This is a genomic window from Chitinophaga oryzae, assembly GCF_012516375.2.
GTDB lineage: Bacteria > Bacteroidota > Bacteroidia > Chitinophagales > Chitinophagaceae > Chitinophaga > Chitinophaga oryzae.
In genome coordinates this window covers 6,115,568-6,139,900 of record NZ_CP051204.2, presented here as the reverse complement: position 1 = coordinate 6,139,900, position 24,333 = coordinate 6,115,568, and the positions used below count along the sequence as shown (strand labels likewise).

The window sequence follows — 24,333 nt, the reverse complement described above, 5'->3', positions numbered from 1 at the left end:
TGTTTTTTTTATGTGATTAAAAGGTAATCATTTCCCTGGGCAAAGCTACGGCGCCACTTTGCCTTATTATGAGCGTGAAGTAAGTTTACCCTGCAAAAGAGATAGCATTTGACATACCTGTAGGGGATAAATCAAAAAACTGTTTTAATTTCACTCCCTGCAACAAATATATCAACCAATATTTGCCACCGGAGAATAACTTATGAGAAAATTGTTCTTATTGTTTTTGCTGTCACCATCACTGGCCCTGAAAGCGGCCGCTGCGCCACCGTCTACGGACGACAGCCTGAAAATCTACAACAGAGTACTGACCGCCCGTGAGATGAAGGAAGACCTTCAGCTTTTTCGGGATATCCGGGAAAAAGCCAATTCGGGATTGTACCGCTACCGCACCAAAAAGCAGGTAGACAGTATTTATAAAGTGGCTTTCAGAGAAATCAGGAAGCCGATGCCCACCACCGAATACTTCAAAGTCATATTACGGTTGACCGATTTCGAAGGCAGCTGTCATAACTACACCGAAGTGGGAAAAGACCTGATGGATTTTTACAACCGTCAGCGTGGTTATTTTCCCTACGATCTGAAGTATATTCAGGGCAACATCATCTTCAACCATCAGACAGCAGAGATACCAGCGGGCTCGCGTGTACTGAGCATTAACGGCGTGCCGGACACTATCCTGATGCAGTCGTTTTATAAGTACTTCACGGCTGACGGGTTTAACGCCACGCAGAAATGGACCGGAAGCGTACAGCGTTCCTTCAATTACCGTTATATGATCGAGTATGGCGTGAAGGACAACTTTACCGTTACTTTCAATCCGCCCTACAGTAAGGAAGTAAAAACGGTTACCCTGCCTGCCGTTACCCTGCCAGTCCGCAAGGAGAACCTGACGCATCGTTACAGTGCTGTGGTGGACAGCCTGATTGACTACAACGTACAGCCGAAGTACAGCTTCCGGATGGTGGATAACGCTACGGGACTTCTCAGCTTCCGCATCTTCAGCATGGCAGACGGGGCAGATGATCCGAGGTTCCCTGGATATGTGCGTTTTATCGACAGTGTGTTCCAGTCGCTGGATAAAAACGCTGTACCGAACCTCATCCTCGATATCAGAAGCAATCCCGGGGGCAGCGATCCTACTTTCGAACAACCGATGATGTACCTGACAGACCACCCTTTTAAGGAAAACATATCGGCCTATGCTAATTTCGACCGGGACACCATCCCTTATATGCAGTATTTCTGGGGCGTAAGCACCGACAGCAAATGGGGACCGGAAGAAATAAAGGGAGGCAGAGCGTTCCTGAAAAGCTATCTCCTGCCGTACAAAAACGGAAGAAGTTACCAGGACAGCGCCCATAACCCGGTTTATTATCCCAAACAACCGGCGTATAAAGGGCATTTATACCTGATGATTGACGAGAACACAGCTTCTGCAGCCTCTCACCTGGCATCGCTGGTAAGGGCATACGCCAGGAATGTAACTATTGTAGGCGTTGAAACGGTAGGCGGATATTATTGCCACAACGGACACGCGGGTATGGTGTACGAATTACCGCATTCCAAAATCAAGACGAAGTTTTCCATCATGTACGTAGTTCAGGACGCCCCTGTGAAGCCCATGCAGCCGGAGGGCAGAGGCATTATGCCGGACCACGAGGTATGGCAGTCTTACGAGGATTATATGAACCGGAAGGACTCCCAGATGGAACATGTGCTCCGGCTTATCCGTGAAAAGAAATAGTCTTTAAAACACTTCGATATAAAGCCTTACAGTCAGAAACTGTAAGGCTTTTTGTTTTCTTTGGAAATCCCTATTTTTGTAAAAGAAACAGAACGTTCTGTTTCTTAAATCATATATTATGAGCAGAAAACGGCAGTTTACCCGCGAGCAGTACACCACTGCCGCCCGGCAGATTGTGCAGGAGGAAGGGGCTCATCACCTTTCATTCCAGGCTGTTGCTGTCAGGTTAGGGGCCAGCAGAGGGGCACTTACCCATAATTTCCCTACCAAACGCCACCTGGTAACGGCGATGATAGCGGATACGCTGGCCCTGGCAGAGACCATCATCGAAAAGGAAATAGCGAAAGCACCCAATGGCAACAACCCGGTGCTGACGGGCTTTCTGCGTGCTATCGCGGACCCGTCCGGCGAACTCATTCAGCTATGGAAAGGAATGTTTAACGCCGGCGCCATGGAAGAACCGCCCGTCACAGATTTATATGCGGACTTTTACGAACGTTACTGGCAACGCATAGCGGCTGAAGTAAAAGACCCCGTCAGGGCGTTGCTGATATGGGCCGCACTGGAAGGATTGGAGCTATATGAGGTGTATTACAAAACACCTTTCACAAAAGAACAGCGGACCGCCGCGCTACAAAAATTGCTGGAAGACGCTGTTCATGTGTAACAATAACATACAGCATGAATCCCCTGAAAAGGAAAGACAGAAAAATCATCAATATATCCAAACCGGAAAGAAGAGTACTGGAAGCATTATCAAGAGGTGGAAGAGTGATATTCGAACGGGATGAAAAAGGAAAAATCTCCGAAGTAATGTGCCTCAGCGCCGAAGGCAGCTGGCTCGAAAAATGCGACCTCGACATGTTCCGCAGGCTTAAAAACAAAAAGCTTATCGCCAGTATAGACGGCGGGCCATACAACATCACCCGGGCAGGCAACGACGCCCTCTGAATCCTACCAGGTATCCCGGAAGCAACAGCGTTTGTTTCCGGGATTATCTTTTCTCCCCGCTGTAAGCGCCGGTCTGTGTATTGATTTTGATAATATCTGCCTGATGCCGGTTGTTTTCATCTTTCTCCGGATGTTGCCATCCCTTACTTTTAAGCAGCGTGCCATAAGGCGCCGGCTCATTATTGATCACTATTGCATCCGCCAGCCGGCAGTCATGGCTGCCGACATAACCCATCATGCCATAGTGCAGCGATGCTATGTGGTGATAGCCTGAAAGGTAGAAATGGAGGCCGCCTCCCGTCGTCACCACGATGGTGTCCGTTTTCAGAAAAACCGGATAGGGCATTTTCATAGCGCAATAGGTACTGTCATCCGATATATAGGAGAAATTGCTTTTCACCAGCGTATCGCGGATGGTGTGCCCGTTGCGCAAAATTTTGAACCGCAGCTGCCGGATTTCTTTTGGCTGAAACCCTGAAAACTTAATTTCAGGTTGCTCCGTAATGGTGGCAACGGAATCGCATACTTTGCTGTATTTTTCTTCGTCTTCTACTGCCTGCCGGTGTCTTTTTTCTGTACTGGCCCAAAAACACCCTGCTACGAACAGCAACAGCAGGGCGACGATGCCAAGGAAAATGAGGCCGTATTTTATCAATTTCTTTAAGGTCAACATTAATTCAAATATATAACAAGACGGTCAATGTTGAAATTTTTCACAAAATTTCCCTGCGCACTAGTTCATACATCCCTCCTCCGTGTTTTAATGGCTAAATAATGATAGTTAAATGCTCCTTAGAAAGAATTGTTGCAGGCGGGGAGGGTTATACCTGTTGTTGTATGCCCTGCTATGCAGTTGCGGATCAAGGAATACAGCGCCGGGAGGCCGGGATATGCCTGACAGAACGATGCTTCCCGATCATCATATCCCTGATCTGGGAGAAGACCGGGACGAAAACCGACTTCCGGGAACGGTTGAAGTTTTCCCTTTTACGCCCCGTTATTTTGAGTGGCAGACCAACGGAAGTCCCGCTAAATTTATGGCGTTGTCGCTCCCAGATGCAACTGCCGACCAGGAAGCCGTTACGCTGGTCGACCGTTACCAGCTGCTGGCCCCTATGCTGATTCATCAGTGGGCTTCCCGTCGCACCGGCATTGTCATTGACCTGCGTAATAACGGTGACGATGCACAGCAAGCGGCATACCGGGCGCAGGCCTCCACCGATGTGTTCCCGGTGATACTGGTATGGGATGACAGCACCGCCAGCCGGGCAGACCGTTATATGCAATGGATCACCTCCATGGAGTACATACAAAAAGCAGAAGACCTGCCGGTAAACGACAGCCTGCTGTTGCAACTGCCTTCCGCCGGAATGCCCGACAGACAACTATTGCAGGACGTGCCCGTAAAAAACTGCCTTCGCCGCGCGATGCCGGCTTACTAATCAAATATCAATTTTATCGCCTAATGAATCGCTATGCTTATCTGCCATTGCTAATGGTCATGGCTTCCTGCGCCATGTTTAAAAAAAGCGGAAGGAAGGGAGCGCCGCCCGTCCAACAGCAGGCCGCCACAGGAAAAAACGGGGTGCAGCCCTACGAAAAGGTGGTCACCACGGAGATGCATACACAGCAGGGCCTCTTTACCGTTCACACTACCACCGGGATGGACACCGTTTTATTTGAGATCGGGGAACCACTGTTAGGCAAAGACATCCTCACCATCAACCGTATCCTGAAAGTTTCCGGTGGCGTGAAAATGTATGCAGGGGAACAACTCGCTAACACGACTATATTTTTTGAACGGGGAAACAACGAAACGCTGCTATTAAAGCAACGCTATCTCTCCAGCCGCGCAGACACTTCACAGGTGGTCCATCGCGCGGTGACGGTCTCTAACACCCAGCCGGTACTGGCCGTGCTGCCTGTCCTGGCATATGGAAAAGACAGCACCAGCTTCGTGGTGAACATGACCGCGCTCCTGAAAGATCCCGCCAGTTTCGTGAATGACGCGGAAGGAGCGCAGATCAACAATTTTCTGACGGTAAAATTCATGAAGGACCATGCCGTCACGGACATACGAACATATCCTTCCAATGTGGAAATAGCCATCGCCAAAAATGGTGTGGCCGATAAAACACTGTATAGCAAGGTGCCATCGCCCGCCACGCTGGAAACAAGCACCTCATTTGTGATCTTGCCTGAAAAGCCTATGCAGCCCCGTTATGCCCACAAGCTGGTAGGATATTTTACCGACAGCTTCATGGAATACAGTGATGCGCAGCAGGCTGTAAAAAAACAGGACCTGATCCACCGCTGGCGGCTGGAGCCTAAACCGGAGGACAGCGCGCGCTATTTCCGCGGAGAACTGGTGGAACCTGCACATCCCATCGTGTTGTACATCGATCCGGCTACGCCAAAACAATGGCGGAAATACCTGGTCCAGGGCGTCAAAGACTGGCAGCCGGCTTTCGAGCAGGCAGGGTTTAAAAATGCCATTACCGCCAGAGAATGGCCGGAACAGGACACCACCATGCATATGGAAGATGTGCGCTATTCCTTCATCAACTACCTGCCCTCAGAGATCACCAACGCCTATGGGCCTAATATCCATGATCCCCGCAGCGGTGAAATCATACAGACCAATATCGGATGGTACCATAATATTGTGGAGTTGCTGCAGAGCTGGTATCAGATACAGGCCGGTCCCCAGGACCCTATGGCCCGTTTTTCAAAACTGGACAGTGAACTGATGGGGCAGTTGATACGCTTTGTATCAAGCCACGAGATAGGGCATACGTTAGGGTTGCGGCACAACTTCGGCAGCAGCAGCCGCACGCCGGTAGACAGCCTGCGCAGCATCACGTATTTGCAGGCCCATGGCCATACCGCCAGCATTATGGACTACGCGCGTTTTAATTATGTAGCGCAACCGGAAGACAGCATTCCGCAAAGCCTTCTTTTTCCCCGGGTGAACGATTATGACAAATGGGCGATTGAATGGGGCTACAAACTCACTGGCGCGCCAACGCCGGAAGCAGATGCGCGCATCATGGCGCGGCTGGTAAAAGACAGCCTGGCGGCCAATCCACGCCTGTGGTTCGGTGACGGGGAGTCGGAGAGCGGCGATCCCCGCTGCCAGACGGAAGACCTGGGCGATGATAACGTCAAAGCCAGTACGCTGGGAGTGCTTAACCTGAAACGCGTCATGGCTCACCTGCCTCAATGGGCGGCCGAAGAAGGCGGATTCCGCGAAAATCTTTCCCGCATGTATGACCTGGTGCTGGGCCAGTACTACAGCTATCTCAATCATGTAGGTAACAACATCGGTGGCGTATGGTATACTTCGCGTTCTGATGATGATGACCAACCCTCTTTTGTTCCAGTGGAAAAAGAAAGACAAATAGCAGCAGTGGCCTATGCCAACAGGGAGCTGTTTACTACGCCTGACTGGCTGCTGGATACGGCCGTGTTAAACAAATGCCAGCTGCCTTATACGTCAGATTATATTGAAGATATGCAGGCCAAGGCAGTCAATTCAATGTTGTCTGCGATGAAGCTCAACAGGCTGTTAAGCCTGACCAAACGTTTTGGCGCAGATAAAACGCTGACGGCGCAGGAGCTGCTGGCGATGGTGCGGGGTAGCATCTGGCAGGGACTTGACAGCAACAGCGTGAATATCGACGGGTATCATCGCAATATGCAGAAAGCTTATGTGGGCGCACTCTTCAGCTTGCTGATGCATAAAGAAAGAGAAGTGAACCAATCGGATGCCGTGACCGTTGCCGCCGCTGAAATAAAAACGGTTACGGAGATGGTGCGCAAAGCGCTGCCTCATGCCGGCAGTGCCGTGGTGGCCGCTCATCTGGCAGATCTCCGGGAGAGGATAGAACGGCTGTCATCTCATCTGTATAAAAATTAATTACCTACTAAAACCATTCATATTCACAAATGAAACGTTATTTCTATATTCCATTTTTAGCTGCGATGGCTTCCTGTGCGGTGTTTAAAGGTGGAGACAAAAAGAAGAAAAAAACGGCGGCCCCTGCGGCGGCGCCGGCCGCAAAGCCTGTAGCGGCAGCCAATAAAAACGGCGTGAAGCCCTATGCTTCTGTCATCACTCCCGGATTACAAACACAAAAAGGACTTTTTACCGTGCATGCCACCCGGGAAATGGACAGCATCTTTTTTGAAATAGGTCAGCCGCTGCTGGGCCGCGACATCCTGGTGGTGAACCGCATCCGTAAAGCGCCGGGAGGCACCGGCGCCTATGCCGGTGAAGAACTGGACAATCACACCGTGATCTTTGAAAAAGGACCCAATGAGACGATCAGGGTCCGTTTGAACCTGGTGATCAGCGACGCTGATTCCTCCAATACCATCTACCGCGCAGTCGTTAAATCCAATCTGAACCCGGTGCTGGCGTCTTTTCCCATTAAGGCCTATGGAAAAGATTCAGCCAGCTATGTGATCGATGTCAGCAAATTCCTGCGGGACCCTGCCGTTTTCGTTAACTCCGGCGATGGTCATGAAGGGCTGAAAAAAGCGCTGGACGTAAAAACGATGAAAGACCTGGAAGTGCAGTCTATCATGGCTTTCCCGGAGAATATTGAAATAGGGATCTCCAAGAACGGGATGACCAAACCGGTAGGCGGACTGACGCCGGCGCCTGCCCGTCCGGCCACCCTGGAAACCAATACCTCTTTTGTGGTATTGCCTGAAAAGCCAATGCAGCGAAGATTTTCAGACCAAAGGGTGGGATATTTCGCTGACTATTTTATGGAGTACGGAGACAACCAGCAGAAAGTGACGAAACGGAATTTTATTCATCGCTGGCGGCTGGAGCCCAGGCCGGAAGATATGGAGAAATACAAACGGGGAGAACTGGTGGAACCGGTGAAGCCGATTGTATTGTACATAGATCCGGCTACGCCCAAACAGTGGCGCCCTTACCTCATTGCCGGCGTAAACGACTGGCAGGTGGCCTTTGAGCAGGCCGGTTTCAAAAACGCTATTGTAGCCAAAGAATGGCCGGAAAACGATACGACCATGCATCCGGAAGATGTGCGGTATTCCTTTATCAATTATTTCGCTTCTGAGATATCCAATGCCTATGGTCCCAATACCCACGACCCCCGCAGCGGAGAGATCATCCAGACCCATATTGGCTGGTATCACAATGTAATGGACCTGTTGCACAACTGGTACATGGTGCAGGCCGGTCCTAACGATCCGCAGGCACAGCTGCCTACATTCGATGAAAAACTGATGGGCCAGCTGATCCGCTTTGTGTCCAGCCATGAAGTAGGCCATACCCTTGGCTTACGCCACAACTTCGGCAGCAGTAGCCAGACGCCGGTGGACAGTCTGCGCAGCATTGCCTACCTGCGTAAACACGGCCACACTGCGAGCATTATGGACTATGCGCGGTTTAACTATGTCGCCCAGCCGGAAGACAGGATACCGCAGGAACTGTTGTTCCCGCGTATCGGAGAATACGATAAATGGGCCATTGAATTTGGTTACAGGATCGTAGGAGCGCCCACGGCAGCTGAAGACAGCCGGATCATGGGGCAACTGGTGACGAAACGGCTGGAAGCCAATAACCGTCTTTGGTTTGGTGATGGGGAGACCCGTCAGACGGACCCGCGTTGCCAGACGGAAGACCTGGGAGACGATGCCGCCAAAGCAGGTACTTACGGAATCAAAAACCTGAAGCGGGTAATGGCTAATCTGCGGAAATGGACCCGGGAAGAGAACGGGCAACGGACGGCCTTGAAAACGATGTATGACAATGTGATGCAGCAGTTCCACCGTTACGTGGTACACGTGGTCAAAAACATTGCAGCGGTGCAGTATACGGTATATCCCGACGGAGACGACCGTCCGTCTTACGTTCCGGTGCCGAAAGCCAGGCAGCTGGCGGCAATAAGGTTCTTCAACGACGAGGTGTTCAACACACCGCTCTGGTTGCTGGACCCGGCTGTAACAGACCGTGTTGATAACCCCGCCGAACAAACGCCGGTGGACCTGATGCAGGTCAACGCGGTCAACAGCCTGCTGGACGTGAAGCGGATCAATTATGTCATGATGCTGGAACGCCGTTATGGCGCAGATAAGACGTTAGGCATCGAAACCTATATGGGCATGCTGCACCAGGGTATTTGGGCCGATCTTAACAATAACAGCGTGAAGATCGATGCTTACCATCGCAATATGCAAAAAGCTTACCTCGGCGCTTTGTACAAGATCACCCGGGAAAGCAAAGTAACGGTGAGCGAATCCGAAGCTTCTTCCATTGCCAGTGCAGACATCCGGGCGGTGGCCGCTATGATCAGCCGGGCCATACCACGTGCGGCCGATGCGCTGACCAAAGCACACCTGGTATCGTTGGATGAAAAGATTACACTGATGGCTAAGAATATTTGACGCTTTTTCTCATAAGCAAAAATCAATAGTTGATGATGTGCCCTGTGGATGTTTATCCACGGGGCTTTCTTTCTGATCATGCTTTCAGAAGAGAACAGCCGGCAAGCAGGAAAAAAATCATGAGCTGTTCATCTGTGAACCGCAGCCGTAGCTGTGCCAGCGCTTTGGCTTTATGTTCCTTCACCGTGAAAACCGATATCCCCATTTGTTCCGCGATTTCTTCCAGCCCCAGTCCCTCGAAGTATATCATCCGGAACACCTGCTGCCGCTTAGCGGGCAACAGCGCTATTTCCCGGTGAATGGACTGCAGCAGTTCGGCGTGGATCATGCGCTGCAGGACATAACTATCTTCCTGCTGTTCTTCCAGGTAACTCATTTCGCGGGAGTAGTGGTCTTTTACCTTGCGATGGCGTAACTGATTAAGACAGGCGTTGCGGGTGGAGGTATACAGAAAGCCCCGGATGCTTTTGGGATGGTCAAAGTCGGCATGTTTATGCCATAACTTGACATAGCTGTCTTTCACGATGTCTTCCGCCTCAGTGGCGTCGGCCAGCAGTTGCCCGGCGAAAAATACCAGTGGTTTGTAGTGTGCCTTAAAAAAAGCGTCGAAAGCTTGTGGGTTCCCTTGTTGAAACGCAGGGATGATGGCTTCCAGATTATCTTGACTCTCCATGACAATAAATGGTATTGGTTGATAGACCGTCCAGGACGGGCTAAACTAAGCAAATAAGCGGATACCTGCAAGCCATGTGCCCTGCGGAAAATTTTTTTCAGACGGACTAGTTCAAAACTGCCGCTACCGTGTTTTATTGGAAATACCGGCAGGAGGCGCAGTAAAATTGTTATCGTCATGTGAACGGGCTGAAAATGTGTGAAGGCCATAGTATTTTGCGCGCCGGTAAAATTTCAGGTATAAAAGCAGTACAACTTGTCGATATCATTATCAGAGAAGGACCAGCGGCAGCTGGACACCATGGAGCGGATAGCGGAACTGTTGCACCGCCGTTTGCAACAGCGTATTACCGCGGCGGAAGCCGGGGAGCTGGAGCGTTGGCTGGCAGCGCAGTCACCCGCGGCCCGGCAGTTTTATGAAAGCATACAGGAGTGGCCTGCACTCGAAAAAGCGTTGCTGTCCATGGAGCAGGTGGATGAAAAGGCTGCGCTGCAGGAGGTGTGGGACCGGATCGGCACCATTGCTCCACAAAAAGAAACCGTTGTCCGGAAGATGTCGTGGTGGCGCATTGCAGCGGCTGTGGTAGTACTACTGACAGGTATCGGCATGTTGTGGAAACATTACGCGCCCCGGCCGCCGGATAGTCTGCCGATCGCTGCACGTTATCAGGGAGAAGCACTCCCCGGCGGTAACAGGGCCACCCTGCAACTGGCCGATGGCAGTATCATTACGCTGGACAGTGCCGCTAACGGAACACTTGCCCGTCAGCAACAGGCAGTAGTGAAGAAGACGGCTGAGGGAACATTGCAATACGAGCCGGTGGGTGCGGCCAAAGAGGCAGCTGCCGTATTTAATGCCATCACCACTCCCCGTGGCGGACAGTATCAGGTAGTGTTGCCCGACGGCACACGGGTATGGCTCAACGCAGCTTCTTCGCTGCGTTACCCGACTGCTTTCACGGGGCAGGAGCGGGTAGTGGAACTGAGCGGTGAGGCTTATTTTGAAGTAGCGCCGCAGGCTGACAAACACTTTCTTGTGAAGACCGGTGGTGAACAGCCTGCCGACATCACCGTGCTGGGCACCGCCTTTAACGTGAACGCCTATGCTGACCAGCAAAATAATGTTACCACCCTTGTGAACGGAAAAGTGCGCGTGTCCGGAAAAGGCGGACAGGTGGTCCTGCAGCCGTCGCAGCAGGTGGTGACCGCACGCGGCATGTCGCCGGTGGTACGTGCTGCCAACCTGGAAGCCGCCCTGGCATGGAAAGAAGGGCTGTTCTCGCTGGAAGGCGCGGGTATTGAAGAAATTATGCAGCAGATCGCCCGTTGGTATGACGTGGAGATCATATACCGGGGAAAAATCGAACAACAGTTTGTGGGAAAGATCCCCCGCAATATGAAATTATCCGCAGTATTAAAAGTGCTGGAGTCTACCGGATGGGTGCATTTCAGCATATCCGGAAAAACGGTCACGGTAGCGCCGTGATAAAAACAACCAATTATCTAAGCGAAGTTTAGTTACATGCAACAACCGAACAATGTCAACCGGCGGCGCTCCGACGCCGCCCGGGGAGGTAGTATGCGCCGCGGCAGCCTGATCATCGGCCTGCTGTTCTGCGTCCTGCTGCCAGCTCTCTCTCTTTCCGCCCAAACTGTCACCTTAAACGCCACCCGGATGCCGCTTGAAAAAGTGTGCAGGGAGGTGGAGAAACAAACCGGCTATTATTTCGTATACCCGGAGCATCTGCGGCAAAACAGCCCGCTGATCACCGTATCGCTGAAAAATGCCGATATAGGCACTTCCCTGCGGCGCATTTTTGAACACACGACCTATCGTTATGAAGTGACGGACAAAGTAGTGTCGGTCAATACGGCGCCGCAGAAAAACAAGCTGGAGAGGCCTTCTTCTGCAAAGGATTCCGTGACAATTACCGTAAAGGGGAAAATATTGTCGGAACAAACGATAGGACCGTTGGAGAATGCTTCGGTGTCCACTTCCTACAGCCAGAAAACCACCCTCACCAATGAAAAAGGAGAGTTTGAGCTGAAAGGCGCGTATCCGGGAGAAGAACTGATCGTCACATATGTAGGCTATGAAAAATATAAGGTAGTCGTTATTAAACCTACCGTTACTATTGTGATGAAGCCGGCGGATAATATGCTGGACAAAGTGGTGGTGAAAGCTTACGGCGTGACGAGCAAACGTTTTAATACCAGCAGTATCGTGACTGTATCAGGCAAAGAGTTGCAGGACCTGCCCGTACAGAATCCGCTGCTGGCGCTTGAAGGAAGGGTACCTGGGCTGCAGATCACGCGGGCAAACAGCTCGCCGGGCTCGCCGTTGAAGATAGAGGTGCGTGGCCGGAACGGTATCAATGGCCTTGTGTCCTCCGATCCGCTGTTCGTGATCGACGGTGTGCCGCAAACGGTGCTGGACCTGTCGCAACAGGACGTTGCGCGGCTTCGCATGTTCAATGGTAAGAACAACCTGATCTCCGACGGCCTTGACCAGTCGGGAATGGGAGTAGGATTAAGCCTGATGTTTGGTCTCAGCGTCAACGATATTGAGTCCATCGAAGTGCTGAAAGATGCCGGCGCTACTGCCATCTACGGCAGCCGTGGGGCTAATGGCGTTATCCTCATCACCACCAAAAAAATCAAACAGGGGAAGAACCGTTTTTCCCTGAACCTGTCGCAGGGTATTAAAGCGGCGGTGAAATATCAGCCTTATCTGAACACGCAGGATTACCTGGCCATGCGCAGGGAAGCATATGCCAACAGCGGCCTTACGCCCTCGAAGGTGCCCGGCCAGCCCGGATATGCGCCGGAACTGTTTGTGATGGACACGACCCGGTACACCAACTGGCAGCGCTACATGTATGGGGGCACCGGTTTGTATACTACTGTGAACCCGCGGTTGTCGGGCGGTTCAGCCAGCAGCTCCTACCTGTTGTCGGGCACCTATACACGACAAACAGACATCACCCCGGTGAATACCAAAGCGCAGTCGGCCAGCGTGTTGCTGAAGCTCGATAACCGCAGCCTGAACAACCGGTTCAAATCCTCTTTCAGCGCGCTGTACATCAATTCTGTCAACACCGGCCTGGGATCGATAGTTGCACAGGGCGACCTCCGCCCGCATGAAGCAGATGCTTTCGATAGCCTGGGCAAACTGAACTATGCCGCCTATAAAAGAGCAAATGTAAATTTCCCCTTTCAGGGGTTGAAGCAGCGCTCTGTTTCCACCACTAATCGCATCAACGCAGGCTTTAACGCTTCCTATACCTTAGTCGAAGGACTGGAGCTGGCCACGCAGATCGGCTACAATATTTCCGTGAACAATCTCGATTATCTGAGCCCGGTAGCGTCTGCAGCGCCTAAGGCAGTCAGCGGCTCCGAGGCTACGGGGACGCATACACTGGGCAGCACCAATATCAACAACCTGACCGTAGAGCCGCAGTTGCGCTGGAACAAATCCTTTGGCAACGGTGTGGTGAACGTGCTGGCGGGAGGCACCTATCAGGCTAACACTACGAAAACGACCTATACCTCCGGGATGAATTACCTCAGTGACGATATGATCAACGCCCTTGCGGCGGCGCCCTCCCTGCTGGTGAAGAATAACAGCGGACAGTATAAATACGTCGGCGTTTTCGGTGCGGTGGATTATAACCTGGCAGAACGGTATATGCTGAGCCTGAGCGGCCGCCGGGATGGCAGCAGCCGGTTTGGCCCCGGGAAGCAGTTTGGTAATTTCTGGGCCGTAGCGGCAGGGTGGATCGTCACAGAAGAACCATGGGCCCGGGCCATTATGCCGAAGCCGCTGACCTTCCTGAAATTGCGGGGAAGCTACGGTCTCACCGGCAGCGACGGTGTAGGCGACTACCAGTATCTGTCGCAGTGGGCTTATCCCCAGTACACCAACGGCATCAAGACTTTTCCTTTGCTGTATAACGGCGTGGCGCCGCTGATGGAAACACTTGTGGCCAACGACCAGTTCCACTGGCAGACAAATAAAAAGCTGGAGCTGGCGCTGGAGTTCAGCCTCTGGGATAAAGTCAACGTGGTGGCTGACTGGTACCGCAACCGCTGCGACAATCAGTTGCTCGGGTACCCGTTGCCGTTATTCACCGGTTTTAATACGATCACGGCCAACTCTGTGGCAAACGTACAGAACGCCGGTTGGGATTTTATGGTTACCGCCGCGGTCCTGAAAACGAAAACCATTAACTGGAACATCAGCGCTAACTTTAACCTGCAATCCAATAAGCTGTTGTCTTACCCCGGGCTGGAGTTATCGCCTTATGCCACGCTGTACAGGATAGGGGAGCCGCTGAACAACCAGGCGGTGTTTCATTTCCTCGGCAGGGACCCGGTCACCGGCGAAGGCCATTATCTGGACGCCAACCACGACGGCAAAATCAACGTCAATTACAGCGTGTCGCCCGGAACGGCAGACGACGACCGTGTCGTATTCCTGGACATGAACCCCCGCTTCAGCGGCGGTTTCCAGACAAGCTTTCAATACAGGAACTGGAGCATCAACCCTTCTTTCAGTTTTCAGCGTGTCAACAAGCCTATCGGGTATAATATGTGGGGGCCGGAGCCCAGGAATATGAGTTACTGGCAATGGGAGCGGCAATGGGCGCCGGACAGGCCCGATGGTTTGCTGCCTCCTGTAACGGCGGTGGCTACGCCGGAGGCAGACCGCTTTTCCAATTCAGACGCCAGTTACGAAATGGTGAACATACTGCGGATGAACAGCCTGCGGCTGGGCTGGGCCATGCCTGCCGCGAAAGTGGCTAAAGCCGGGATGTCGCAGGTGGCGTTCAACCTGAGCGCTGATAACCTGTGGTTGCTGACCAACTACAAGGCAGGCGTTGATCCTGACATCCGGAACGGTATCCCCAGCACCCGTACCGTTACGCTGGGTTGTAACATATCCTTCTAAAGCAAAATTATTTATGGTAAACCTGACGCATACACGCAGTACTGTCACTATACTTTTTTCCGTCCTGTTGCTGGCTGCCAGCGGTTGTAAAAAGCTGATAGAGATCGATCCGCCGATCGACTCGGTGAATACCGGCGTCGTATTCAACGACCCCGACAAGATCACCGCCGCCCTTTCGGGCATTTATTTTACCCTGATGACCAACACCGGCACTCCTGCATTCAGTAACGGGCATATGACCGTTTACGGTGGCCTGATGGCCGATGAGCTGTCCCCTTATGCCGGCGCATCCAATGTGGCCGACTACCAGTTTTTTACCAATAGACTGATGCTCTCTAATGAGCTGGTGCAGCCGCTTTTCTGGAATTGCGCCTACAGGGCTGTTTACCTGTCCAATTCTATCCTGGAAGGGCTGCAGGCAACCACCTCGCCCGCTATCACCGACAGCGTCCGCCGGCAGGCGGAAGGGGAATGCCGTTTTGCCCGAGCCTTTTGTTATCTGTACCTCACCATCAATTTTGGCGATGTGCCTATGCCGCTGTCCACCAAAGTCATGGAGGAAGCCGCACAAAAGCGGCAGCCCGTTGGAAAAGTACAGGAGCAGATCACCGCAGACCTGGTGGCTGCATCGCAGCTGTTGCCGGATAATTTCGCTATCACGAAAGGAGAGAAGCTGCGGCCCAACAGGTATGCCGCCATGGCCTTACTGGCGAGGCACTACCTGTATATGGAAAAGTGGGCCGAGGCTGCAGCGCAGGCAGATGCTGTGATCAACAGCGGTCTTTTCAGTCTGCCCGGTTTGGAGAAGACTTTCAGTCCTTCCGGCGCGGAAGCTATCTGGCAGCTGAAACACTCCACGGAGGGTACCGTTTCTCCCGTAATGGAAGAACCACGGTTGCTGATGCCACAGGCCAGTTTGTCCTTACTGGACCCCGCCACGCAGGAGATGATGCTGGAGCCTGCCATGTTTGAAGAATACAGTTACGTGTTTATTGCCTCCTTTTCCATGACGGACCGGCTGATACAGGCCTTTGAGCCCGGCGACAAGCGGCTGGACAAATGGACGGACAGCCTGACCGTTCCGTTGGCCGCACCGTGGAACGGGAAAAAATACCGGTTTGCCGCTAAATATCAACGGCTGGCGGCAACAGGAGAGGCGCCGCCGCCGTATTACACCGTGTTGCGCCTGGCCGAACAATACCTGGTCCGGGCAGAAGCCCGGGCGCATACCGGTAATCTTGCCGGTGCTGTGGCCGACCTGAACGTCATCCGTTCACGGGCGGGGCTGCCCGCTATTAACGCAACGGGTATGACGGCCGTGCTGGATGCCGTTATGCAGGAGCGACGCATAGAGCTGTTTGCAGAGTGGGGGCATCGCTGGTTTGATCTTAAACGTACAGGCAAGGCTGCACAGGTGCTGGGCAGGATCCCGGAGAAGCAGCCGTGGTCCGACACCAGGCTCCTGATGTTTATTCCTCCTGCTGAAATACAGAATGCGCCCGGGCTTTCGCAAAATCCCGGATATACCTGGTAAGTGATCCTAACGCCAGTCTGATACAACCGCCCCGGAAGCAGCATTGTTTCCGGGGCGGTTGTCGTTATCCCGGGAAGATCATTGCTTATTCCCCGATCTTTTAGTAAATTGATCATATCCGCTATAAACCCACTTTCCGATATGAGTACCCGAATACCATCCACCTCCAGGAGGATCATAGAGACGATCATTGTGCTGCTGTTGCTGCTTGGGCTCATGTATGCCTTGTACGACGTACTGAAGGTCTTTTTCGGCGTCTTCACTTTTGCCATTATTTTTTCCGTGTCGCTGTTTGGCCTGTACGAAAAAAGTGTGGTCTGGCTGGGTGGCCGGCGTAAGCTGGCCGCCGTGATATATTCTGTCCTGCTGGTGGCGGTGGTGGCGTTGCCGTTTGCCTATGCCGTGTCCACGGTGAACGACCATCTGAAAGAAATCGGCTACTGGCTGGAATCGGCGAAGGATGAAGGTATACCGGACTTACCGGCGTGGATTACCAACCTGCCGCTGGCGGGCAAGGAGGTGTCGGAGTTCTGGCACGAGCTGCAGCTGCGGCCCAGGGAAACGGCCAGCATCTACGAACGACAGATCATGCATAGTATACACCGTGTGGTGACTACAGGGGTAGGCATCCTGGGAATGGCGCTACAGGTGGTGCTGGGCATTATCGTTTCTGCCATTTTCCTTGTAAGCGGCGACCGGCTGATGCGGCCGGTACGCGCCACCATGACCCATATGTTCGGCGACAAGGACGGTTACGCCCTGCTGGCAGCCACAGCACAGGCTGTAAAAGGTGTTTCCATCGGCGTGATGGGCACGGCACTGGCGGCGGCCGTTGTTTCGTGGATAGGTTTTAAGATAGCCGGCATCCCGTTCGCGCTGGCGCTGGCAGCCGTTGTCTACTTCCTGGTGCTGATACAGGTAGGACCGCTATGGGTATGGATACCCCTCGTCATCTGGATGGCGGTGCAGGGACATACCGGCTGGGCCCTCTTCCTCGCCATCTACGGCGCCGGTGTTTTAGTACTGGATGGTGTTTTAAAACCGGTGCTCATTGCAAAAAGCGGAAAACTTCCGTTTCTTGTGCTTTTCCTCGGAGTTATCGGCGGCATGATCGCATGGGGATTCACAGGCATGTTCAAAGGCGCCATTATCCTGGCGGTGTTCTATACTGTCTTTAACTCCTGGCTGGAAAAAACCAAATACTATGCACCTAAAGAATAAATGATGAAACATTTTTTCCTGCTGAGCACCGTGGCTGTGCTTATCCTATGCCGGACAGTGACAATGGCTCAAAACACTTTCAAATTTGCGCTGATGACAGATATCCACGTGGGCAGCGATCATGCTGCCGAAGACGTACAGCGCAGCGTGGCCGACATCAATCAGGACCCGTCCGTCGCTTTTGTGATCATCTCGGGAGACATCACCGAATTCGGCGCGGATGAAGAACTGCAACTCGCCAAACGGCTGCTCGACAGCCTCAACAAACCCTGGTACATCATCCCCGGAAACCACGACACCAAATGGTCTGAAAGCGGTGGCAACACTTTCCGCCGCGTATTCGGCAGCGAAACATTTTCGTTCAGGCATGGCGGTTACTGGTTCATCGGCACCAACTGCGGCCCTAATATGCGCATGGGTCCCGGACAGGTGCCCCGCGAAAATGTGGTGTGGCTCGATAATTTGCTGAAAACAAAAGATACCACCACGCCGATTATTTATATCAACCACTACCCGCAGAATGCGGACCTCAATAACTGGTACGAAGCACTCGACCGCCTGAAGCAACACAATATTCAGCTGATCCTCTGCGGTCATGGCCATGCCAACAAAACCTTCGATTTCGAAAATATCCCGGGCGTGATGTGCCGATCCAACCTGCGCGCGAAAGACAGCATCGGCGGTTACAATATCATCACGGTGGCCAACGGACAGGCTACTTTCGAGGAAAGGACGCCGCTCATCGGCAAAAACCGGCAATGGACGGCCCAGCCGCTAAGGAGTCATCATGCCCGTTATGATGCCGCCCCCTTTGAACGCCCGTCCTACGCCATGAACGATTCTTTCCCTGCGGTGAAAGCCCTCTGGACGTTCCAGGACAACAGCGACATCGGTTCCGGTATGGCGCTGGTGAAAAACCTGGTGATCTCCACCAATACTGCCGGCGAGGTGTACGCATTGCAGGCTGCCAACGGCAAAAAGAAATGGACCTTCAAAACCGGCGGTAAAGTGTATGCCACCCCGGTAGTCGATGGTGACAATATCGTAGTGGCTTCTTCCGACCATTATATCTACTGCATCGGGGCTTCCAGCGGTAAACAACGCTGGCGCTTCAAAACGGACAAACCGGTGGTGGCTAGCGCGCAGATCGCTAACGGTATCGCCTATATAGGCGCCTCCGACGGACGTTTCCGCGCTATCGACGTTGCCACCGGCAAGCTGGTATGGGAGTTTTCCGGTGTGAAAGGCTTCGTGGAAGACAAGCCCCTGGTATACCAGGGCAATGTGTACTTCGGCAGCTGGGGCAACGATTTCTACGCCCTCGACGCCGCTACCGGCACGCTGAAATGGAAATGGAACAACGGCGCCTCCAACCGCATGTTCTCCCCGGCCGCCTGCTATCCCGTGGGTGCACAGGGTAAAGTGTTCATCGTGGCCCCGGACCGCTACATGACGGCCTTCGACAGCCAGACCGGCAACGTTATCTGGCGTAAAACCGTGCCGGGCGTAAGAATGCGCGAATCCATCGGACTGGCGGCAGACAGCAGCCAGACGTTCATTAAAACGATGGACGGCAACCTGTATGGCGTATCTGCTGCGGCCGATACCATGCAGCTGCTGTGGAAATCACCCATCGAAATGGGTTATGAACTGAACCCCGCCGCAGCCGTGGAGCGCGATGGCGTTATCTTCACGCCTACACATTCCGGCGTGGTATATGCGGTGAACCGTAACGACTATACGCTGCTGTGGAAACACAAACTGTCCAACTGCCTGGTAAACGCTGTATTGCCTATCGGCAACAGGAAAGTGCTGGTAAGCACCATGGACGGGAAACTGGCTTGTATCGGTTACTAAACGTAAGGTATATATGAAAAGAGCGGGCTTCTCTAAAGGCCCGCTCTTTTTATTTAGATGAAAAAACTACCATTTTTACCCGGAGGCAGCGGATTATTCTGCATTTTCCAGTACCATCTGGAATAACTGCCGGCAGCCTGTGAGTCAAAGTCAGGATGGATCCTGCTGATCTGGTTGTTGCTGAAATCAGCATTATTGATAAATATATGCGCAATCTGCACCGGTAATTCGGTCAACCGGTTGTTTTGCATCCAGAAATCACCAAAGCGGGAGCCGCTGTCAATAGGCGGCAGCTCGGCAATCTGGTTGTGATGGCCATAAAAATCGGTCAGCGGTGCGTTGAAAATGGATGGGTGAAGCTCCGTCAGCTGGTTATGAGAGATATCCAATACACGCGTGGTGAACTCACAGTGGGTCATTTCGAAAGAAGACAGCTCGTTGCGCGACAGGTTCAGTTTTTCCCATGCTATGGGTTGCCCGGATGAAACCGTGGCCAGCTGACGGGTATCTACTTCCTGTATTTTATTGGAACGCAGCAGCAGCTCTGATAATTTGTATTTGCCCAGGAAATAGGGGAAGTTGGTGATCAGGTTGCTGCTGAAATCCAGCTGGTCCAGCTTGGGTAGTCGTGTCAACGCTTCGGGAACGGCTGTCAGTTTGTTGTTCCGGGCCTCGAGCAGGATCAGCTGTTGCATGTCAAACACCGCATCGGGAATGGCGGTCAGCTGATTGTTGCTTAACATCAGCCCCATCAGGTTTTTCAGTGATTTTAACCAGTCCCAGTTTTTTAGTTTTATGCCGGTTGCATCCAGTGATTTCAGGTGTACCAGCGATTGCAGCGAATCTTCCACCGCCAGCGTGTTGTGGGCTATGTGTAAAGTATGCAGTTGCGTGAGTGTGCCGATAGACGCCGGTATCTCGATATGACAGCCGTTGAGCCGCAGGTGTTTTACACCCGGCATCTCCGCGAAAATGGGAATGGCCGTGGCGATATCGAAGCCTTTGCAGTTTTCGAAATCCCAATCGGCGATCTGCGTGAAGAAAGCTATTTCCGGCGGCAGGGTAATATTTTCAATACCCTTCATGCTGAAGGAATCCGCTTTTACTTTACTGATGTTGCTGTTGGAACCGGCCACCAGCTGGTACATAAGTCGGAACATCACTTCGTCCACATCTTTATTGGAAACGATGCGTTGTAATTTTGAACTCACGTTACCGCCTACACGTAAGGAAATTTTACTGCTTTTTACCTGTTGCCGGAATGCCTGTGAACCATATTTGTCATACAGCTTCTCTGCCTTTTTATGGATCGTTTTGTCCGGGTGGGCCAGCATGACCACGGCGAGCAGCGTCTGGATGATTTTATTGGCGCCGCCGGTTTCGATGATCTCGAAGGCCAGCTGGTAGTTGTCCGGATCGTTGGAGGTGAAGAGGCGCATCAGCTGTGTGTTGGCAGCTTCGTTGTCGTCTTGCAGCAGCCAGTGATCGTCTTTGTTGATCAGCACGTCCTTGAGCTGGTCGGTGGTGATGACCTGGCAGCCGGTGTCCAGCAGGGGCATGAGGTCTTCCATGGTGGTACCGGCACCGATCACTACAATGGTATTGCTGTCTGGCTGTTTATTGCTGGCGGAAATACCATACTGTTCCAGTTTTTCATTGATGGATTTCTGGCTTTCTCCTTTGGGCCTGGCCAGTAAATAGAGACGGGGATGCTGTTGGGCGGCAATGGCGTTGGCCAGCTGGTTGGGCAACAGTTCAGTGATGGCTGGTACTACCTTCAGGTGAATGCCGAACAGCAACTGTAAATGAAGGTCGCTATAGTTTTTATCTTTTACTTTCAGCCGGAATTGCGGAAGTGTTTCTTTGAAAGCGTCATGTATCTGTACCTGGCGGGTGGTGGCCAGGCACAACGGCGTCCTGTGCGGGGCCGCGCGCCAGAGGCCATCATAGCCAATATCGATCTTACGGAGTTTGTCGAGCAGCGGCATATGCTGAAGGGATAATAACAGGTAGTAGTCATCTTCGGAAACGGTGATGTCCAGCTCCTGAAGGTCCGGTAATGCCGTTAGCAGTGCCAGGATCTCAGGAACCAGGCCGGTCATCTTATCTTTAGCAATCGTCAGGTGCGTCAGGTGCTTCAATAGCTGCAGATTATCCGGAAAAGCCTTACCACGCCAGTTGCTCAGATTTATCGAACGAAGCGCCGGTAGCTGTGCCAGCAGCGGCAGCCCTTTGTTGACATCCATACTGCTGATGTTGAGCCGGATGCTTTCCAATTGTTGCAGCTGAATGATTTCCGCTGGTAGTGTCTTTATTTTGTTAGTTGAAATGTTGAGGAACTTCAAATTCTTCAGGGAATAGAGGGAGTTGGGCAACACAGTCATTTTTGTGACGTGGATTCCTACCTCTTCTGCGTTGGGGTACTGCAGGAAAATATCGTCCGGAAGTTCGTCGAGCTCGTCCTTTTCGCCCCATTTGTCCCATATTTGCAGGTCTTTCTGATCTCCGTAGCGGATGAATTTACTCAGGTCTTTCATTGCATTACATTTTAGCGAGCAGCAACTTAGCTACTTCGGGTATGCTGTATAGTTTTTTAAGGCTTTTGTTGGTGGCGTTCACCAGGTCCTGCGCCATGGCCAGCCGGAGGTCGTTGGGGATGAAATCCAGCAGGATAAACGCTTTCAGGTTGGTGAAAGCTTTGTCGCTGAGGTCTTCTTTTGTATTGAGCAAATGGTTGGTGAGCCGGGTCATCATCACGGAGAGGATGTCCATACGTTTGGTCTGCCCGTCTACCAGCGCTTTGATCTGTCCTTCCATGATCTGGAAGTTGGGTGCGTTGAGGATGTCCTGCGGTGCGATGAGCTTATCGAGGTCCATGTTCACGAAGGTGATGAACGCGGAGGTGGTGGCTTCGTCGAGGCAGCCGTCACCCAGCATTTTCACCAGGTCGAGGTCCGCCCGCAGGTCGGCGATGGTTTCGAGCGACTGGAAGAACTGTACCAGTGAGCGTGGCGTAGTGCGCGCGCCGGTGACTACTTCCGGGTAGGTGAGGATGAAGTCGATGCCCCGGGGATCGATGCCGGCGCTTTCTGCCCAGCGTGCCCATGTTTTCACGTCAAACTCCATGGTGATGTGCATCATACGGGTAAGCATGGCGTCGTCCATGGTGGAAACGGAGTAATCGCCGCCATCGGGGTTGGCGGTGAGAACGATGATCCATCCTTCCGGGAAGCGCCAGCTGACTAATTCATAATTCTGCAGCAGTTGCATGATACCACGCAGGATGCGGTCGTCGGCGCGGTTTACGTCATCTATCAGGAAGATGCCGGGGCCTTTCTGTTTAGGTACCCAGTCGGGCGCCACAAACTGCGTGGCGGCGTTGTCGGTGAGCTGCGATATTTTGGGCATGCCCAGCAGATCGCCCATTTCTTCAAACTGGGCGGGGGCGATGTAGGTGAATTGGTAGCCTTTGCGCAGTGCGAAATCGCGTACCATTTCTGTTTTGCCGATACCGTGCAGGCCCCAGATACAGATGGGGGTAGGCCTGCGTTTGCCGGCATGTTCGGGGTTGTCGAAGTGCTGATGGGTTACATGTTCGAGCATTCTCTCCACCTGTTGGGCATTGACTTTTGTTCCGTAGGTGATGTAGTTGAATTGCGGTGTTTTCGTTGTTGTCATATTTTTTCGCAGTATCTCGGAATATAAGTTCAGGATGAAATCAGTTTGGCTTTTCTGCCGGGCAGTGCGCGGAACTCATCCGTATCGCTGCCGATGCCGTTGTTGCTGATGACCCACAGCAGCGGGAAACGCGCCGTGACGCTGGGCGCAGGCGCCACGCCATCGGTGAAATAGATCAGCCCGTCCGGGCGGAAGTTATCATTGCCATAGGCAATCGGCGGGTTGAAATCGGTGCCGCCGCGGCCCAGGATAAATTCAGGCGGTGTTCCCTTATAGGTGTACACCCGTTGTACGGCGGCGTCGCATTCGAGCACGTGTATTTCGGCGCCCTGCCGCCAGAGATGATGTACTTCGTTGAAAAAGGTAGCCAGCTCATCGCCGCCCACGCTGCCGGAGGTGTCCACCGCTATCAGCAGTTTTTTCTGTTTCCGGATTTTGATGCCGGGATTGGTGCCAAAGCGCCGGGAGGGACGTTTGAGCGTATTGCGCACTTTTGTTTTGCTGCTGCTTTCTGAAAAAAGCCGGATAACGCGGCGCCAGTCGACCAGCGGTTTGCTTTTGAGCAGGATGGAATCGAGGTAGGCCCTGAAGGAGCCGGGCAGCTTGCCGTAGCTTTTTTCACTGGTTTTGGAGCGGGCGATGTTGATAAGATTATCTATCTCAAGGCTTGTCAGGTCTTTGTCCAGCTGGCTGCGTTCGAAGATCTCTCTCCACTGGCGGTGCCGCTCCATCCCGTGGGAGGCTGCTGAGATAGAACACAGCATGCGCGCGCTATCACAGTCTTTATACAGCGTGTCGATGTTATCGCGCAGGTGCACCAGTTTCTCGTAATAATATTGCCATGTCTGGTTTTTTTCAAGATTTAAATCCGGAAAACCTTCCAGGAACACCGATTCCACCGGCAGCTGCGCCCGGTCGATGTACTGATTGACCACAATGTCCATGGCGATGTTGACCAGCAGGCGGTCGGCCGTCGGTTCCGATACCAGCGTATGTTTGAAAACGATGTGTAATACTTCATGTTTTACCACTCCATAACGGTGACGCTTATCCGTAAAAAAATGGTCCCAGAAGGTGGGGTTGATATAGAGCGTATGGCCCCTCTGGCGCAGTCCTACGGCCATGGTCTGTATCTCCGAATCCGGGTTGGTCACTTCTTTGTTGATGGCGGCAAAAAAGTGGGAATAGAAAGGCTCCTGCATCAATAGTTCTATGCTGGTCCGGGTAACTTCTTCCAATATTCTCCTATGGTCCATGACTGTGGGCGGGGTGGTTTGGGACAGCAAAATAGAATAA

16 protein-coding genes are annotated in these 24,333 nt (G+C 52.6%); 11 read left to right on the top strand and 5 right to left on the bottom strand.

Annotated features, from left to right (window positions below; translation table 11 throughout):
• Positions 1 to 202 precede the first annotated feature (202 nt).
• The 3 genes from HF324_RS24185 (at position 203) to HF324_RS24175 (ending at position 2,698) form a co-directional block, all read left to right on the top strand.
• Positions 203 to 1,747, top strand: coding sequence for a S41 family peptidase (locus HF324_RS24185; protein WP_168805166.1), 1,545 nt, complete (start codon positions 203 to 205; stop codon positions 1,745 to 1,747).
• 118 nt (positions 1,748 to 1,865) lie between these two features.
• Positions 1,866 to 2,414 carry a TetR/AcrR family transcriptional regulator gene (locus HF324_RS24180; protein WP_168861036.1) on the top strand — a complete coding sequence of 183 codons (549 nt, stop codon included), beginning with the start codon at positions 1,866 to 1,868 and terminating at the stop codon, positions 2,412 to 2,414.
• Positions 2,415 to 2,428: 14 nt separating this feature from the next.
• Positions 2,429 to 2,698, top strand: a complete 270-nt coding sequence (locus HF324_RS24175) for a YjhX family toxin (RefSeq protein ID WP_220101232.1) — start codon at positions 2,429 to 2,431, stop codon at positions 2,696 to 2,698.
• Between the two features lie 43 nt (positions 2,699 to 2,741).
• Here the strand turns inward: HF324_RS24175 and HF324_RS24170 are convergent, their stop codons facing one another.
• Complete coding sequence (locus HF324_RS24170) at positions 2,742 to 3,371, bottom strand: hypothetical protein (protein ID WP_168805162.1); 630 nt, start codon at positions 3,369 to 3,371, stop codon at positions 2,742 to 2,744.
• A gap of 112 nt (positions 3,372 to 3,483) precedes the next feature.
• On the opposite strand from HF324_RS24170, the gene HF324_RS24165 reads away from it, so the two are divergent.
• From HF324_RS24165 to HF324_RS24155, 3 genes are read left to right on the top strand one after another with little or no spacing between them, the layout of a single operon-like run.
• Positions 3,484 to 4,140, top strand: coding sequence for a hypothetical protein (locus HF324_RS24165; protein ID WP_168861035.1), 657 nt, complete (start codon positions 3,484 to 3,486; stop codon positions 4,138 to 4,140).
• A 23-nt stretch (positions 4,141 to 4,163) separates the two neighbouring features.
• Entirely contained in the window at positions 4,164 to 6,617 is a 2,454-nt protein-coding gene (locus tag HF324_RS24160) for a zinc-dependent metalloprotease (RefSeq protein WP_168805158.1), read from the top strand.
• A 29-nt stretch (positions 6,618 to 6,646) separates the two neighbouring features.
• Entirely contained in the window at positions 6,647 to 9,124 is a 2,478-nt protein-coding gene (locus tag HF324_RS24155) for a zinc-dependent metalloprotease (protein WP_168861034.1), read from the top strand.
• 76 nt (positions 9,125 to 9,200) lie between these two features.
• On the opposite strand, the gene HF324_RS24150 is transcribed toward HF324_RS24155, so the two are convergent.
• Positions 9,201 to 9,797, bottom strand: a complete 597-nt coding sequence (locus HF324_RS24150; RefSeq protein ID WP_168805154.1) for an RNA polymerase sigma-70 factor — start codon at positions 9,795 to 9,797, stop codon at positions 9,201 to 9,203.
• A gap of 255 nt (positions 9,798 to 10,052) precedes the next feature.
• Here HF324_RS24150 and HF324_RS24145 point away from each other — a divergent pair, with 255 nt between their 5' ends.
• The 5 genes from HF324_RS24145 (at position 10,053) to HF324_RS24125 (ending at position 19,359) form a co-directional block, all read left to right on the top strand.
• Entirely contained in the window at positions 10,053 to 11,282 is a 1,230-nt protein-coding gene (locus tag HF324_RS24145; RefSeq protein ID WP_168861033.1) for a FecR family protein, read from the top strand.
• A gap of 36 nt (positions 11,283 to 11,318) precedes the next feature.
• On the top strand, positions 11,319 to 14,747 hold the full coding sequence (locus tag HF324_RS24140; RefSeq protein ID WP_168861032.1) for a SusC/RagA family TonB-linked outer membrane protein: 3,429 nt from the start codon (positions 11,319 to 11,321) through the stop codon (positions 14,745 to 14,747).
• A gap of 13 nt (positions 14,748 to 14,760) precedes the next feature.
• Positions 14,761 to 16,281 carry a RagB/SusD family nutrient uptake outer membrane protein gene (locus HF324_RS24135; RefSeq protein WP_168861031.1) on the top strand — a complete coding sequence of 507 codons (1,521 nt, stop codon included), beginning with the start codon at positions 14,761 to 14,763 and terminating at the stop codon, positions 16,279 to 16,281.
• 141 nt (positions 16,282 to 16,422) lie between these two features.
• A complete protein-coding gene (locus HF324_RS24130) occupies positions 16,423 to 17,502 on the top strand; it encodes an AI-2E family transporter (protein WP_168861030.1) in 1,080 nt (359 codons plus the stop codon).
• Positions 17,503 to 19,359: an outer membrane protein assembly factor BamB family protein gene (locus HF324_RS24125; RefSeq protein WP_168861029.1), complete on the top strand. Its 1,857-nt coding sequence runs from the start codon at positions 17,503 to 17,505 to the stop codon at positions 19,357 to 19,359.
• A 53-nt stretch (positions 19,360 to 19,412) separates the two neighbouring features.
• Here the strand turns inward: HF324_RS24125 and HF324_RS24120 are convergent, their stop codons facing one another.
• From HF324_RS24120 to HF324_RS24110, 3 genes are read right to left on the bottom strand one after another with little or no spacing between them, the layout of a single operon-like run.
• The gene (locus tag HF324_RS24120) at positions 19,413 to 21,896 is read right to left on the bottom strand and encodes a leucine-rich repeat domain-containing protein (RefSeq protein WP_168861028.1); all 2,484 of its coding nucleotides are present in this window, start codon (positions 21,894 to 21,896) and stop codon (positions 19,413 to 19,415) included.
• Between the two features lie 4 nt (positions 21,897 to 21,900).
• A complete protein-coding gene (locus HF324_RS24115; protein ID WP_168805140.1) occupies positions 21,901 to 23,037 on the bottom strand; it encodes an AAA family ATPase in 1,137 nt (378 codons plus the stop codon).
• 29 nt (positions 23,038 to 23,066) lie between these two features.
• Positions 23,067 to 24,293: a vWA domain-containing protein gene (locus HF324_RS24110; protein WP_168805138.1), complete on the bottom strand. Its 1,227-nt coding sequence runs from the start codon at positions 24,291 to 24,293 to the stop codon at positions 23,067 to 23,069.
• Positions 24,294 to 24,333 lie beyond the last annotated feature (40 nt).

Excerpts from the sequence above, each read along its gene's own strand:
- HF324_RS24185 (WP_168805166.1), top strand. The coding sequence starts at position 203 with ATGAGAAAATTGTTCTTATTGTTTTTGCTGTCACCATCACTGGCCCTG.
- HF324_RS24180 (WP_168861036.1), top strand. The coding sequence starts at position 1,866 with ATGAGCAGAAAACGGCAGTTTACCCGCGAGCAGTACACCACTGCCGCC.
- HF324_RS24175 (WP_220101232.1), top strand. The coding sequence starts at position 2,429 with ATGAATCCCCTGAAAAGGAAAGACAGAAAAATCATCAATATATCCAAA.
- HF324_RS24170 (WP_168805162.1), bottom strand. The coding sequence starts at position 3,371 with ATGTTGACCTTAAAGAAATTGATAAAATACGGCCTCATTTTCCTTGGC.
- HF324_RS24165 (WP_168861035.1), top strand. The coding sequence starts at position 3,484 with ATGCTCCTTAGAAAGAATTGTTGCAGGCGGGGAGGGTTATACCTGTTG.
- HF324_RS24160 (WP_168805158.1), top strand. The coding sequence starts at position 4,164 with ATGAATCGCTATGCTTATCTGCCATTGCTAATGGTCATGGCTTCCTGC.
- HF324_RS24155 (WP_168861034.1), top strand. The coding sequence starts at position 6,647 with ATGAAACGTTATTTCTATATTCCATTTTTAGCTGCGATGGCTTCCTGT.
- HF324_RS24150 (WP_168805154.1), bottom strand. The coding sequence starts at position 9,797 with ATGGAGAGTCAAGATAATCTGGAAGCCATCATCCCTGCGTTTCAACAA.
- HF324_RS24140 (WP_168861032.1), top strand. The coding sequence starts at position 11,319 with ATGCAACAACCGAACAATGTCAACCGGCGGCGCTCCGACGCCGCCCGG.
- HF324_RS24135 (WP_168861031.1), top strand. The coding sequence starts at position 14,761 with ATGGTAAACCTGACGCATACACGCAGTACTGTCACTATACTTTTTTCC.
- HF324_RS24130 (WP_168861030.1), top strand. The coding sequence starts at position 16,423 with ATGAGTACCCGAATACCATCCACCTCCAGGAGGATCATAGAGACGATC.
- HF324_RS24125 (WP_168861029.1), top strand. The coding sequence starts at position 17,503 with ATGATGAAACATTTTTTCCTGCTGAGCACCGTGGCTGTGCTTATCCTA.
- HF324_RS24120 (WP_168861028.1), bottom strand. The coding sequence starts at position 21,896 with ATGAAAGACCTGAGTAAATTCATCCGCTACGGAGATCAGAAAGACCTG.
- HF324_RS24115 (WP_168805140.1), bottom strand. The coding sequence starts at position 23,037 with ATGACAACAACGAAAACACCGCAATTCAACTACATCACCTACGGAACA.
- HF324_RS24110 (WP_168805138.1), bottom strand. The coding sequence starts at position 24,293 with ATGGACCATAGGAGAATATTGGAAGAAGTTACCCGGACCAGCATAGAA.